Raw genomic sequence first — 14,277 nt, forward strand, 5'->3', positions numbered from 1 at the left:
TTTAGAATAATCCTTTCAACGGTACCCATGCATAACCAAATATAAGTGCTAATATTATACATGTGAATGCTGTTACAATTGGTACAAATCTTTTCCCTCCAAAGAAAGCCAACCATGTAGGTAATTGAGCATTTTTGTACTTGTTGTATAATAAGCCAGCTACAATCCCTGCAATAATTCCAGCAACTATACCCATGTTACTAGCATCATTGATTGTCTGAACTCCTTTATTAAGTACAAAATACCCTAATACTGCTGATAACACAACTGTCCCATGATCATCAACAGCCAGTGCAATAGCTACTATAATGGCAACTATCATTGGTAAATGTGCAAATACTGTTTTCCCCATCTCTTCAAAAAAAGTGATGTTCAAAGCACCTGGTTGACCTATCAGCAATAAAATTCCAGCTACTAGCAGAACACCCACTGGGAGCAATAATGCACTTTTTTGTTTTTTTGTTGCCTCAGCCTTGTTACTCATAAAAAACTCCTCCTTTAATCTTTGTAATATAATATTAGATTAATTCATAAAAAGGTAGTTTAAGTATAGGTCTTAGATATTCTTCCTTCTTATGGATTAATAAAAAAAGCATAAACTCACAGCTAAAACATAATATTGATTCAATACCATCTTTTATCCATAAGCTTATGCCTGCATTACCAGTAACACGCTCTTTAATTTCTTAATCTTTCAATATGTAATGCTAAAAATCCTTTCTCGTCTTTTGATACCTTTATCCCTCTCTCATTTTCAATTATCATAGCTACTTTTTCAGCTATTTTATATGCTACATCAAGTTTGGTGACTATATCATCCAACAACGGGTTCACTATCTCTTTTTTCTTTTCCACACGAGTGATACTTTGCTTTAGATGAGTTACCAATCTAGTATACATAGTTAGATTCTTATCTATATCATATCCTATTTCATCTTCTATTAATTCAAGTATATTCTTTAATAATCTAGTGTCTTTTATAGTATGTTTAATATTTTTTCTTTGCCTTCCTGAATGCAGATGCAGTGCTATATATCCTACTTCATCATCAGGTATCATAACGCCTAGACGCTTATATAATAATGATTTTCCTCTTAATGCTAGATTATATTCATCTTTGTACATTGTTTTTATCTCATCTAGGAATGGATTAGAAAAAACCATACCTTGTTTTAGCCGTTCTAGTGCAAATCCTACGTGATCTACAAGAGCTATATGAATATGTTCATCTAAATGACCCATCTCTTTTTCTGCTAGAAGTATTATTTCTTCAACTACTCCTATTACTTTTCTATCTATTGCATTTACTAGCTGAATATATTCTTCCTTGAGTACTCCTTCTGAGTTACTATATTTCTTTTGTATTTTATTTTCGTATATTGTAGTAACTATATCAGCTTTTTTTCCAAAACCGATACCTTTCCCGATAAGGATCATCTCTTGCTTATTACTAACTTTTTTGGCTAGTACTACATTATTATTTAGTACTTTAATGATATGATAAGCATTTTCCCCACTCAAAACTGCCTCCTCCAATCAGATTCCACTTTTATTCTTTAGAAATTTTATCATCTCATCTCCACTTTTACATTTTAAAGCCTCATTGATTAAAGTTTCATTTCTACTAATACTATTAATATGTTTACGGATACCAAGAACATTCCTAGGTATAACACTTAATTCATCAATTCCTAAACTTATCCATAATGGTAATAATAATTCATCTGATGCTGTTTCACCGCATATTGAAACTTCAATACCTTCCACATGGGCATTCTCAACAACCATTTTTATACTTTTTATGACCGCTGGATTATATGGAGAATATAAATAGCTGACTTTTGTATTCATTCTATCTACCGCACATACATATTGGGTTAAATCATTAGTTCCAATACTGAAAAAATCTACTTCTTTAGCAAATTCTGCAGAATTAAATACAGCCGCTGGGGTTTCTATCATGATTCCTACCTTAATATTCTCATTGAAACTTTTTTCCTCTGCTATCAGTTTTTTCTTAGCTTCCTCTAATAGTTTTTTAGCTTCTATAATCTCTTCATATGCAGTTATCATCGGAAACATAATTTTTATATTACATTCTTTTGAAGCTCTGAGTATAGCTTTTAATTGAGTCAATAGCAGCTTTTCTTCCTGCAAGCAATATCTAATGGCTCTATTACCTAGAAAAGGATTTAATTCATCCTCAATATTTATGTAATCTATTTTCTTATCCCCACCTACATCCAATGTACGAACTATCAATTCTTTACCTTTTAGCTTTTTGCCTACATTACTATAAATATCATATTGTTCTTCTTCCGAAGGAGGCGTCTGTCTATTCATATATAAGAATTCTGTTCTGAATAGTCCTATACCCTCACCGTCATTATTTAATACTTGTTGTACATCTTCTGGCGAGGCCATATTACAATAGATTTTACAATTATAGCCATCTCTAGTTTTAGTTTTATATCCAATAAAAGATTTTTCTTCTTCCAATTGAATCCTTCTTTTTTCAATCCTCTGTTTATATGTATTTATCTGAAATTCTTCTGGTTCTAATATAATCTTACCTTCAGTTCCATCAATTATTATATGTTCTTGGTCATTGACTATTTTCGTAATAGTATCTATTCCAGTAACGGCAGGAATTCCAAGAGTTCTAGCAAGTATTGCAGTATGAGAGGTTTTTCCTCCCGTTTCTGTAACTATACCTAATATCTTATCTTTATCCATAGATAAAGTATCTGATGGGGTAAGCTCTTTAGTAACAAGTATAACTTTTTCTTTTAGTTTACTGAGAGGTTTGTCAGTTTTCCCGATTATGTTATTTATAATCCTTTTGCCTATATCCCCTATATCTAGAGATCTTTCCTTGAAATATTCGTTATTCATATTATTGAATATTTCAACATACTCTTTAATGGTTTTATCCACTGCCCACTCTACATTAAAACCTTTTTCAATTTTTTCGACTATACTATCTTTTAGATCAGGGTCTTCTATCATTGTAATATGAGCTTTAATGATATCAGCTGTATCACCAATATTATGAGCTTTATCTAGTTGTAATTTCTGTAATTGTTCTATGCTAATTATTATAGCTTTTTCTAATTTGGCTTTTTCATTTGTTATGTCAACAATCTTTCTTTTAGTTATTATATATTCAGTAGGATTATAGCAATATACTGATCCTATACCATAACCTGCTGATACATTAATTCCAAATAACTCTTTCATAGTTTTTCTCCTTAGACTGCGAAGTTATTTATTATTAATTTCTCTAATGCATTCATTGCTTCTTTTTCATCATTGCCATTAATCTTAAGATATATCAAGTCATCCTTTAATACACCTAGAGATAAAACTTGTAGAAATTTCTTTCCATCAGCTTCTTTCTTATTTTTTATTACTTTAATATCTGAACTGAATTCTTTTGATTTATTGATAAATAATGTTGCTGGTCTTGCATGTAATCCTGTTTCAGCCCTTATAATAAAACTCTTCATCAACATTTAATCACCTCAAGCTTTTATTTTACATTAAAAAAGGCACAAACCAATAAATGGTTTATGCCTGCTATTTACAGTAACACACCAATAACTTTAAAGTTATTATTTCTTATATTGTATCACTTAAATAGAATAATGTCAATAAATATACAAGAATATGTTATTTTATATTCAAATATTATTAAATCAATTCTACATTATGCTTTTACTGCGCATTTTAATTCTTCTACTTTGTCTGTTTTTTCCCAAGGAAGGTCTATATCAGTTCTTCCAAAGTGACCATATGCAGCAGTTTGTTTGTATATTGGTCTTCTTAAGTCGAGATCACGAATAATTGCTGCTGGTCTTAAATCAAAGTGTTCATTGATTAAATCAGTTATCTTATCATCAGAAATTTTACCGGTATTATATGTATTAACTAAGACAGATACTGGTTTTGCAACACCAATAGCATATGCCAATACAACTTCACACTTAGAAGCTATACCTGCTGCAACAATATTTTTAGCAACATATCTAGCTGCATAAGCCGCAGAACGGTCAACTTTTGTTGGATCTTTTCCTGAAAAAGCTCCACCGCCATGACTAGCGTATCCACCATAAGTATCAACTATGATTTTTCTACCTGTAAGTCCAGAATCTCCTTGTGGTCCACCTATTACAAACCTTCCTGTTGGATTGATTAGATACTTAGTTTCATCATCTAACAAGTCTTCTGAAATAACTGGTTTGATAACATGTTCTATTATATCTTTTTTGATTGTTTCAAGCTGTACATCACAATCATGTTGAGTAGATACGACTATTGTATCAACTCTAACTGGTTTGTCGTCTACATATTCTACAGTTACTTGAGCTTTACCATCAGGTCTAAGATATTTCAAAGTCTTATTCTTTCTAACTTCTGTTAATCTTCTTGTTAAACGATGAGCCAAAGAAATAGGCATTGGCATTAATTCTTCAGTTTCATCACAAGCAAAACCGAACATCATACCTTGGTCACCTGCACCAGTAGCTTCTAATTCCTCTTCTGACATTTTACCTTCTTTTGATTCTAGAGCTTCGTCAACACCCATAGCTATATCTGTTGATTGTTCGTCTAAAGAAGTAAGTACGGAACAAGTATCACAATCAAAACCATATTTTGCTCTGTCATAACCAATTCCTCTAATTGTTTCTCTAACTAATTTTGGAATATCAACATAACAATTAGTAGTTATTTCTCCCATTACAAGCACTAATCCTGTAGTTACTGCTGTTTCACAAGCAACTCTTGCGTTAGGGTCTTTTGCTAAAATTGAATCTAATACAGTATCAGATATCTGATCACACATCTTATCTGGATGTCCCTCTGTTACAGACTCAGAAGTAAATAATTTTCTCATAATTTTTCTCCTTTCGTTTCTTCACTCAATACTTTTTTCTCCTGTGCTCAAAAATCTAGTCTATCCTACTAGAATTTTTATACCATATGATATGATAATCATAAATATCCCAGCCGTTGCTGCTCCTAAGATGACTGAAACCAGTGATTTCTTGAAGTCTAATCCTAATAAAGATGCAATTGTGGAACCGGTCCAAACTCCTGTACCAGGTAAAGGTATTGCAACAAATAGGAAAATACTAACATACTTATAATTATCTTTCACCTTTTTACTTTTTTCCAATGCTCTATTTTCATACCAATATGCTAATTTACTTAAAAATTTTATTTTCTTCAATAATTCTAATACATGTGGTATTAAAAATAGTATGAATGGAGCTGGGATAATAGCCCCCAGTAATGTCCAAAAATATGCCTGCCCTACTCCATATTCACTTAATGCTGCTAAAGGAACTGCACCTCTTTGCTCTATAAGAGGTGTTGCCGAAACAATCATTAGTTCAATAATGGATAAAGGTATTTTGAATGGTACCATATATAACCTCCTGATTATTGTTTATACTCCTAATTATAAAATCTTAAACATTTCACTATTAAAGCATGTAACCTGTTATGTAGAAAGGGCTAAGTATGGATACTTAGATACTTATTAAGTGTAATTAAAACTTATATAATTATATTATTACCAACTTTTACTATTAATACCTTTTTCATAACTAACTCTGTGAAAAGGTAACTACATTCACTATTTCTTGTAAAAGATTTCAAGGAAAATTTCCTTATAATAAAATAAAACCTTCTATCGTCAAGAAGGTTTATAACTATATTAAGCCTCATCGACGTTAGCAGAACCACCTTACTCGTTAAGCAGGCTGGCGTAGGGTCACTGAGCTAACTCTCTACCCTAACTCTTGATAAGTATCAATTTTTTTATTAAGTTTTAGTATAAAAATTCTACGTTTATCTTAGCATATAAAATATTTAAATGCAATAATATTTTAACAATTTATTTAATAAAATTACGAGCAAAATTTCTTATCTTAGAAAATATCCTGTTAATGATATTAGTTTCATACTTGATCAATATACTATGAGCTACTTTACGCTCTTCCTTGTTTGATGGACTATTAACTACCTTGCCTTCATATACCATAGTACTTGATGCACCACCATCTAGATAGACAGCATTAATGCAACCTTCATTCAGCATTAAATCTGCACAGGTTTTGCCTGTCACCCCATAACTATAATCGGGCTGTCTTCCATCAATAACTTTTATAATCAATTTATTATCCTTAGTTATACCTACTATTGTCCTTGGATTAGGTATTCTAGTATTACCCATAAGAGGTTCATAATCTTTTGCAACATTTACAGAGTCTTTTACCAACCATCCTCCAGATTGAAAAGCTTCTTTCACAGTTCCTATATCAGGAGTGTAGACAGTCTCAATTTCAACTATTTCATTAACTTTTAATAAATCATATTTGTCAGTATCTTCTGTTACTCTGCTAAGTACATAACCATTCCTAGGGATATCTACAGGTTCAGTTGTAATCACTTTGTCAATTACTCTATTATCATCTATCACATAATTGATACTTTTTCTAGTTATACGAGTAGAGTTTCCATAAATATCAGAGTACAATACCCATGTTTCATCATTAGCTGCATCATTCATCGTATTTACAATTATATTATTGTTATCATCTTTTCTCTTGATTTTTACTTCTGTATTCATATCACCAATAAATGTCTCACCTGATTCTAGAAAAGCCACAACAGGGGTATAATTATTAGCTTTACTAACAATTTTCTTGTCTTTCACCAGAAGACCAATATGATGACCATACATTGTGTAGAACATACCATTAACTCCTGCTATAGCACCATTATCTTTTACCATGACACTGGTTTTCTCGAATCCATAGATCTTACTGAAAGATAATGCATTGGTTATTGATACACCAGGTTCTTCTAAGTCCACCTCAAGAGTATGGATTTGCTGTGTTCTATTATTAAGGGTTATATTCTCATTATTATAGATTACTGGGTCATTGTAAGAATATAAGTTCAATATTAGATTTATTATTATAATGAATCTTACTATAAACATTCAATCACCTTTTATGTGAATTGGATAAAAAAGGGGCTGTCTCAAAATACATTTTACGTCTACATTAAAAGAATATAGCCATAAGAATGTGTTGTGAGACAGCCTCTTAGTTTTACTTTAATGATTTAGATAACTGCTTATACATCATATCAGAAATTCCAATTCCGCTTCCTTCAGAAATTTCTTTTGAATACTCATCATATAACATATCTTCAAAAAGTTCTTCCCCTTGAGATTTTGGTATTAGACCACCACTATGAACTGTATTTCTCATTTCTTTGAACAACTGATTTACAAAATATTGTTCGAATTCTTTACAAGCCTCTTTTAATTGTTTGTCGTCTTCTTTTTTTACAGCTTCATTCAATGCAGCCTCAAAAGATTTACTTTCAATCTTCTCTTTTTTTTGCAGCAACATATTATTATAAGTATTACCATTAATACTTGATATATCCATAAGTCATTATCCTTTCACTCTATCTCTTAAGATTATTTGCTTGAGATAGCATATCATCGGAAGTCTGTATAGCTTTTGAGCTTACTTCATATGCTCTTTGAGCAACAATTAGATTAACCATTTCTTCAACCACTTGTACATTAGAGCCTTCCAACGAACCTTGTACAATCTGACTTTTGATTACATCTTCGTCATCTTGTTCTGAGATAGGATCTCCAGAAGATGATGTAGCTCTTAATAAGTTATTTCCCAAAGCTTCCAGTCCGTTAACGTTTCTGAACTGAACTACTTTTATTTTAGAATCCATAGCAATTACTTCATTGTCATTAGTTACATAACTGAATGAACCATCAGAACTAATATTAACTTTTTTAATATCAATATTAGAATCAAAATATATAGGTTCATCATTGACATCTTGTACTTGATATCCTTCAGATGTTATTAGCATCTGTCTGTCATCAACTAATGCAATCTTGAAACTCCCGTCTTTGGTATATACTTGTTCATCAGATTGGTCTTTTACTACAAAAAAACCATCTCCTGTAATTGCTAGGTCCAATGGATTATCAGTTTTTTGAATTGTACCTATAGTATAACTTCTAACTGTACCAACAGGTTTAACACCATGTCCCACTTGTAAATTTACTGGCTTCCCATTACCTTGTCCATCATTTCCAGCTTTTGCCATTGATTCATATAATAATGATTTGAATTCTAGTCTTTCCTTTTTATATCCTGTGGTATTAACATTAGCAAGATTATTAGATATAGTATCAACATTCATCTGTTGAGTTTTCATACCAGATGCTGCTGTATACAGTGATCTCATCATACTACATTCATTCCTTTCGAATTGCTAAAATATCTTTAAATACTATTCCCCACTCTACAATCTTCCTACTTCATTTACTGCTTTCTTTAATGTCTCATCTTGGGTCTGTATAACTTTTTGATTAGCTTCATAAGTTCGCATTACACTAATCATATCGACCATTTCTCTAACAGTATTAACATTAGAACTTTCCAAATATCCTTGAAGGATTTTTCCTCCAAAGGAACTTTCTTTCGTTTCTTCTGTTCTTTTATAGAGGTTATCCCCTATTTTTCTAAGGGATTCAGGGTTTTCAAAGTCTGTTAATAAAAGCTTATCTATCTCTTTATCATTGTAAAAAATAGTACCATTTTCTGATATTCTAACGTTATTACTACCACTAGGTAAGACTATTTTACCATTTTGTCCTAAAACATAGTTTCCCTCTTTAGTCATAAGTGTTCCATCTGTTGAAATAGTGAAGGAACCATCTCTAGTATATTTGGTTTGTAGATTTCCATCGGCATCTTCTACACCAATATTCAACATACCTGCCCCTAGTATAGCAACATTGTAAGGGTCATTAGTGGCTGTTGCTCCACCTTGTGAGTTATCTGTATAAACTCTTCCTACTCGACATCCAAGAGTCATTTTACCAATAGTTTCATTTCCTGGTACACTGGTATCATTGACTTTTTGCGTTAATACACTATCAAAAGATTCAATAATCACACCATCTTTTTTAAATCCTGTTGTATTCACATTCGCCAAGTTATTGGAGATAATATCCATTTTTTCCTGTTGCGCAATCATTCCATTTGAAGCAGTATATAAACCTCTTACCATGCTTTCACCTAACCTTTAGTTTTTCTGATTTGCCTGATATTCTACGTATTTTCCTGTTCCTATTGCTACACAAGTAATAGCATCATCTGCTGTTATTACATTAATGCCTGTTTTGTTTTCTATTAATTGATCAAGTCCTTGTAATAAACTTCCGCCTCCAGTTAAGACGATACCTCTATCAGAAATATCTGCTGATAACTCTGGTGGTGTTTTTTCAAGCACACTATGAACTGCTTCTACTATATTGGAAGTGGCTTCTCTAAGTGCTTCTTCTGTTTCTACAGATGAAACTGTTATAGTTTTTGGTAAACCTGTAATGAGATTTCTTCCTCTAACATCCATAGTCAATACTTCTGGTCTTTTATAGGCTGTCCCAATTTTAACTTTTATTTCTTCAGCTGTCCTCTCACCTATTAATAGATTGTGTTTCTTTCTCATATATCTAACTATGGCTTCGTCAAAATTATCGCCAGCAACTTTAATAGAAGTACTAACAACAGTACCTCCCAATGATATTACAGCTATGTCAGATGTTCCTCCACCTATATCTACAACCATACTTCCACAAGCTTTACTTATATCAATTCCTGCTCCAATAGCAGCTGCTATTGGTTCTTCAATAATCTCAACTTTTCTTGCTCCAGCTTGATAAGTCGCATCTTCAACAGCTCTCTTTTCTACTTCTGTTACACCACTAGGTACACAAACTGTGATTCTTGGTTTTCTTATTCGTTTACCTAAAGCTTTTGAAATAAAATATTTTATCATCTTTTCTGTTACTGTATAATCTGAAATAACGCCTTGTCTAAGAGGTCTTATCGCCACAATATTACCTGGTGTTCTACCAAGCATTCTTCTAGCTTCACTACCTACCGCTAATATTTTGTTAGTATCTCTATCTATTGCAACAACTGATGGCTCTCTTAATACAACACCTTTACCTTTAGTATATACGAGTACATTTGCAGTTCCTAAATCAATTCCAATATCTGTTCCAAACATTTGTCAATCCCCTTCCGTAGTTTAATTATTTATATTTTTTTAGATTTTTATACTTAAAATTTATATTATCGAGAATTATTTCAATATATTATGTCTGATTAAGCATTAATTTAAACCGTTATTAACTAGTATTTCCATATATAATATTATATACAAATACTACAAAATTTCAAAGGGGAAATTTATTAAATTTTTATTAATATCGGCATTTTTTGTACATTCTATTAGTTTAAGATAAAAAAATTTTAAAACAGCTTATATTTTATCAATAAAAAACAAAAAAACCGAGGAATACTCGGTTTTAATAAAGTGTAGGTCTCGTATTTGTATGAGTCATGTTAACATATTTCGCCCTTGTAGCTAAACCACCTCTAATATGTCTTTCAGATTTATTAATGTCAAGGACCTTTCTAGCTTCTAAAGCTAACCCTGGATTTATCTTACTAAGTCTTTCTGTTACATCCTTATGTACCGTTGACTTACTGATACCAAATTTCTTGGCAGTTTGTCTTACAGTAGCATTTGAAGTAATAATATAATTCGCCACCTCAATAGCCCTTTCCTCTATATATTGCTTCAAAACGAAATCCCCCTCGAATCATTGCTTAGTTAAATATATGGGATTTTGTTTGAAAATATACATATTTTTTTGTTATTAATTCAACTTTCCTGCTACAAAAACCTATTGCTATTTGCCCTTCAATTTTTATCTATTCCATTTGTAAAATCTTTTAATTTAAAATTAGTATCTGTGAGCCTGAATATCTTCTCAGCTTGTGATGTTACATATACTTCTTTTTCCTTAGTAATAAATACAGCATCCACGTTTTCCATATCCTCTACAAATTTATATCCTTCTTCTAAACCCATAGAGAAAATAACAGTTGATAAACCATCTCCATCTACAGAATAATCGGATATGATAGTAACACCAGCCAATTCATTTTCAACTGGATACCCGGTATATGGGTCTAAAATATGGTGATACTTTACTCCATCCTCTTCTAAGTATCTTTCATATATGCCAGAGGTAACCAAAGATTTTTGTCCTATTGTTGCAACTCCTATTTCTCTACCTCTTGTATTAAAAGGGTCCCTAATTCCTATTTTCCACGAATCCCCATTAGGTTTATTTCCTACAGTTAATATGTTACCGCCTAGATTTATTATTGCATGTTCTAATTTGTTTTGTTTTAGGTATTCAGACACTTTATCTGCTACATAACCTTTTGCAATTCCACCTAAGTCAATCTGGGTATCCTTTTTTAAGTATATTGTCAAATTCTCTTCATCGAGAAAAAGATTCTTATAATTAATTTTCTTTAGAGCATCTTTGATCTCTTTTTCTTCTGGTACTCTAGCATCCTTTGTACCAATACCCCATAGGCTTACTAGAGGAGCTATTGTTATATCAAATCTTCCTTCTGATAATTTTGAGTAGTATAATCCTTTTTTTATTATATTAAATGTGTCTTCTGATAACTTGATTTCTTGTATTTCATTGCTGTTTATTTTACTAATTTCACTTGTTGAAATATTTCTGCTTACTTTACTTTCTATATCAGAAATAATCTTGAATATACCCTCAAAATCTTCTTCATCAGCATTTTCACCATATATAGTAACTTTTACAAGTGTACCAAGTAAAAAAGTTTCATCTGATATTTTTTGATTCTTTTGATTGATGATATTACTGCATCCAACAAGTACAACTAATATGAAGACTACAAGTAATAAGATTCGTTTTTTCATGGAGTATCCTTTCTATTCGTGCTTTTTGGATTTTGATATGTACAATTATAACATAGTTTATTGAATTAACAAGATTATTAACATAATTAAGGAACTGTCCCATATTTTTAACGTTCATTCCAAAAGAATACGTATATTATATGAAACAGCCCCTTAATTATTTCCTTTTCAGGAGGCTAGATTAATATTACTTAATTAATTTTATAGGATCTATTGGTTTTTCATTGTTGGTTACTTTAAAGTATAAATGTGGAGCTAACAATACATGGTATTTAGAAGGTTTTTCTACTTGACCAAGTACCTGACCTTTTTTCACAAGATCCCCTTCTTTTACTGATAGTTGTTTATTAAGTTGTCCATAAGTTGTTTTATATCCGTTTCCATGATAGATTGTTACTGTTACTCCAGATTCAGGTTCAGTTTTTATAGTTTCAACTACTCCCTCAGCTGCAACCTTGACATCATTTCCAACATTTGCGGCTATATATAATGCTGGATTAATCTTATATTGGTCAAGAGTTTTGAAATAAACTGGTGTATCCATACTAAAAGGTATTAATATATCACCTTCTACAGGCCATAACATCTTTTCTTTTTCAGCGTTATAACTTATATTAGGTTTAACTACTGGCGCTATCTCTACCATTACTGGTTTTTCTTTTGCTATAAGTTCTGGATCAAGATGTTCCTCATAAGTATCTGGGTCACCATAATCTCCCTCGCCAACAACCTTTTCAGTATTTATTGTAATAGGATTAATAGCTTCTACAGTATCTGTTTCCTCGTAATCATTTTCTGTAAAATCTTCATTTGGTTCTAGTTCTTCATCATCTGTCTTATCATTCTCTACAAGATTTGAAGTTAATTCTTCAGTAGATTCATTACTAACCACATCACTATTTAGATTAGCAATTTCTTGTTCTTCTTCTTTAGGTCTAACCCATACTAAAATTGCAATTAAAAAGAGTGTTACACAACATGTGAACAAAGCAAAATAGAATTGCTTTCTTTTTATGTATGCAATTATATTCTTTAATTTCATCCAAATCACCTCTTATTTCTATTAAAAAATGTTAGTACTACTAGAAAAGATTTCTTTACTTTTGCTACAACTATATTATTACCAGAGATTGGATATTATATTCATACAAAAAAAAATATATCCTAAACCATGAAAAAGCCCTTAGTTCAGCCCTTCTACAGGTATAAGATATATATGATTAATAATTAGATGTTTATATGTATTTAACGTGAAATTACACTTACTGTTGTATTTGTATAATAATGTTCTAATATCTCTTTATAAGTATATCCTTTTTGTGCTAATGAATCTGCTCCATATTGACTCATACCAACTCCATGCCCGTACCCCTTACAGGATACCTCAATATTCCCATCCACCTTATCAATAGTAAAATTACTAGATTCCAGACCCAAATAACTTCTAACAACTTCTCCATCTAATATTTTATTACCTATCTGAATCTGATCTATATATCCTTCTTTGGTTCTACTAACAATTTGAATTTCATTTATTATTTCATCAGTATATGTCTGAAAATCATTTATATGTTCTTTGATCTTTGAAATAAAATCTTGTTGAGTAAAAATCTTCTTATGTAAGTATTCGGGTGAATTAATATCTTCCAAGCTGTCGACACTAACTAAATATGGAATTTCTTCTCCCCATACATCTTTTGCCGATTGAGTCGTACCTGCACTTGTTGAGTGGAATACAGCTTCAATTAAATCTCCTTCATAAACAATAACTTCATTATTTGTATTAACAACAGCATTTCTTATTTTATTATAATTCTTAGCAAAATTTTCTGTCCCCCAGCTTGCTTCCATATCTTCCTTGGTCAAATAAGTCTGTTCTTTCTTATTAAATATATGATTTGAATCATTTTGTATTTTTTTCAAAGTGAATGTTCTAGCTGCAACTGCTTGAGCTTTTAAAGCTTCATCATAAAAATTGACTGGCATTTCTGCTGCCACTACACCGATAAGGTAATCATTCAAATTCATATTTTTCTGTTTTTCTTTTACTAGGACTTTTACACTCTCTTTAATCTCTACATTTTGTTTCTCCCTTGGTATCCCTTTAATTACCGTAGTAATGAATATTGGAATAAAACAAATTATAAGGATTATTAATAGTATTGATATTATTTTCTCCCTCATCTTAAACCTTTCCTTCCAAAACGTCTATATTCCCCTTGTCCCAACTTTCAACATGTATATACTTATTTAGAATGAAGATATTAAGTACTCTCATGAGATATTTGATAAAAAGTAGTATCCTGTTAATTACTATACAAGATATTGTAATTAATACTTATTACAATATCTTGTATAAAGCTTAGCTTTTTTACTTTTCATATTAATCTCAAT

Annotated in this window: 15 protein-coding genes; all 15 read right to left on the reverse strand. The window is 31.2% G+C overall.

Going from position 1 to position 14,277, the window contains the following annotated elements:
• Window position 1: 1 nt before the first annotated feature.
• The 15 genes from AACQ14_RS12885 to spoIID all read right to left on the reverse strand — a co-directional run bounded on the left by AACQ14_RS12885 (window position 2) and on the right by spoIID (window position 14,067).
• Window positions 2–484 (reverse strand): PTS transporter subunit EIIC, encoded by a 483-nt coding sequence (locus AACQ14_RS12885; RefSeq protein WP_339363988.1) that lies wholly within the window; start codon window positions 482–484, stop codon window positions 2–4.
• A 194-nt stretch (window positions 485–678) separates the two neighbouring features.
• Window positions 679–1,521, reverse strand: a complete 843-nt coding sequence (locus tag AACQ14_RS12890; RefSeq protein WP_339363989.1) for a PRD domain-containing protein — start codon at window positions 1,519–1,521, stop codon at window positions 679–681.
• Between the two features lie 15 nt (window positions 1,522–1,536).
• Complete coding sequence (ptsP, locus tag AACQ14_RS12895) at window positions 1,537–3,240, reverse strand: phosphoenolpyruvate--protein phosphotransferase (RefSeq protein WP_339363990.1); 1,704 nt, start codon at window positions 3,238–3,240, stop codon at window positions 1,537–1,539.
• Between the two features lie 11 nt (window positions 3,241–3,251).
• On the reverse strand, window positions 3,252–3,509 hold the full coding sequence (locus AACQ14_RS12900; RefSeq protein ID WP_339363991.1) for an HPr family phosphocarrier protein: 258 nt from the start codon (window positions 3,507–3,509) through the stop codon (window positions 3,252–3,254).
• Window positions 3,510–3,709: 200 nt separating this feature from the next.
• Window positions 3,710–4,900 (reverse strand): methionine adenosyltransferase, encoded by a 1,191-nt coding sequence (gene metK, locus AACQ14_RS12905; protein WP_339364000.1) that lies wholly within the window; start codon window positions 4,898–4,900, stop codon window positions 3,710–3,712.
• 57 nt (window positions 4,901–4,957) lie between these two features.
• The gene (locus tag AACQ14_RS12910; RefSeq protein ID WP_113672591.1) at window positions 4,958–5,431 is read right to left on the reverse strand and encodes a COG2426 family protein; all 474 of its coding nucleotides are present in this window, start codon (window positions 5,429–5,431) and stop codon (window positions 4,958–4,960) included.
• Window positions 5,432–5,902: 471 nt separating this feature from the next.
• Entirely contained in the window at window positions 5,903–7,012 is a 1,110-nt protein-coding gene (locus AACQ14_RS12915) for a phosphodiester glycosidase family protein (protein WP_339363992.1), read from the reverse strand.
• 112 nt (window positions 7,013–7,124) lie between these two features.
• Window positions 7,125–7,469, reverse strand: coding sequence for a rod-binding protein (locus AACQ14_RS12920; RefSeq protein ID WP_339363993.1), 345 nt, complete (start codon window positions 7,467–7,469; stop codon window positions 7,125–7,127).
• 19 nt (window positions 7,470–7,488) lie between these two features.
• Window positions 7,489–8,304: a flagellar basal-body rod protein FlgG gene (flgG, locus tag AACQ14_RS12925; protein ID WP_339363994.1), complete on the reverse strand. Its 816-nt coding sequence runs from the start codon at window positions 8,302–8,304 to the stop codon at window positions 7,489–7,491.
• A gap of 54 nt (window positions 8,305–8,358) precedes the next feature.
• Complete coding sequence (locus AACQ14_RS12930; protein WP_339363995.1) at window positions 8,359–9,129, reverse strand: flagellar hook-basal body protein; 771 nt, start codon at window positions 9,127–9,129, stop codon at window positions 8,359–8,361.
• A 15-nt stretch (window positions 9,130–9,144) separates the two neighbouring features.
• Complete coding sequence (gene mreB, locus AACQ14_RS12935; protein ID WP_339363996.1) at window positions 9,145–10,131, reverse strand: rod shape-determining protein; 987 nt, start codon at window positions 10,129–10,131, stop codon at window positions 9,145–9,147.
• A gap of 301 nt (window positions 10,132–10,432) precedes the next feature.
• Window positions 10,433–10,711 carry a sporulation transcriptional regulator SpoIIID gene (gene spoIIID, locus AACQ14_RS12940; protein ID WP_113672597.1) on the reverse strand — a complete coding sequence of 93 codons (279 nt, stop codon included), beginning with the start codon at window positions 10,709–10,711 and terminating at the stop codon, window positions 10,433–10,435.
• A 119-nt stretch (window positions 10,712–10,830) separates the two neighbouring features.
• A complete protein-coding gene (locus AACQ14_RS12945; RefSeq protein WP_339363997.1) occupies window positions 10,831–11,883 on the reverse strand; it encodes an FAD:protein FMN transferase in 1,053 nt (350 codons plus the stop codon).
• Window positions 11,884–12,070: 187 nt separating this feature from the next.
• Complete coding sequence (locus tag AACQ14_RS12950; RefSeq protein ID WP_339363998.1) at window positions 12,071–12,925, reverse strand: M23 family metallopeptidase; 855 nt, start codon at window positions 12,923–12,925, stop codon at window positions 12,071–12,073.
• 203 nt (window positions 12,926–13,128) lie between these two features.
• On the reverse strand, window positions 13,129–14,067 hold the full coding sequence (gene spoIID / locus AACQ14_RS12955) for a stage II sporulation protein D (RefSeq protein WP_339363999.1): 939 nt from the start codon (window positions 14,065–14,067) through the stop codon (window positions 13,129–13,131).
• Window positions 14,068–14,277: the final 210 nt, after the last annotated feature.

Origin of the sequence: Vallitalea maricola, from assembly GCF_036985595.1 — a bacterium.
GTDB lineage: Bacteria > Bacillota > Clostridia > Lachnospirales > Vallitaleaceae > Vallitalea > Vallitalea maricola.

Coding starts and splice junctions, on each gene's coding strand:
- AACQ14_RS12885 (WP_339363988.1), bottom strand. CDS start 484: ATGAGTAACAAGGCTGAGGCAACAAAAAAACAAAAAAGTGCATTATTG.
- ptsP (WP_339363990.1), bottom strand. CDS start 3,240: ATGAAAGAGTTATTTGGAATTAATGTATCAGCAGGTTATGGTATAGGA.
- AACQ14_RS12900 (WP_339363991.1), bottom strand. CDS start 3,509: ATGAAGAGTTTTATTATAAGGGCTGAAACAGGATTACATGCAAGACCA.
- AACQ14_RS12910 (WP_113672591.1), bottom strand. CDS start 5,431: ATGGTACCATTCAAAATACCTTTATCCATTATTGAACTAATGATTGTT.
- AACQ14_RS12915 (WP_339363992.1), bottom strand. CDS start 7,012: ATGTTTATAGTAAGATTCATTATAATAATAAATCTAATATTGAACTTA.
- AACQ14_RS12920 (WP_339363993.1), bottom strand. CDS start 7,469: ATGGATATATCAAGTATTAATGGTAATACTTATAATAATATGTTGCTG.
- flgG (WP_339363994.1), bottom strand. CDS start 8,304: ATGATGAGATCACTGTATACAGCAGCATCTGGTATGAAAACTCAACAG.
- AACQ14_RS12930 (WP_339363995.1), bottom strand. CDS start 9,129: ATGGTAAGAGGTTTATATACTGCTTCAAATGGAATGATTGCGCAACAG.
- mreB (WP_339363996.1), bottom strand. CDS start 10,131: ATGTTTGGAACAGATATTGGAATTGATTTAGGAACTGCAAATGTACTC.
- AACQ14_RS12945 (WP_339363997.1), bottom strand. CDS start 11,883: ATGAAAAAACGAATCTTATTACTTGTAGTCTTCATATTAGTTGTACTT.
- AACQ14_RS12950 (WP_339363998.1), bottom strand. CDS start 12,925: ATGAAATTAAAGAATATAATTGCATACATAAAAAGAAAGCAATTCTAT.
- spoIID (WP_339363999.1), bottom strand. CDS start 14,067: ATGAGGGAGAAAATAATATCAATACTATTAATAATCCTTATAATTTGT.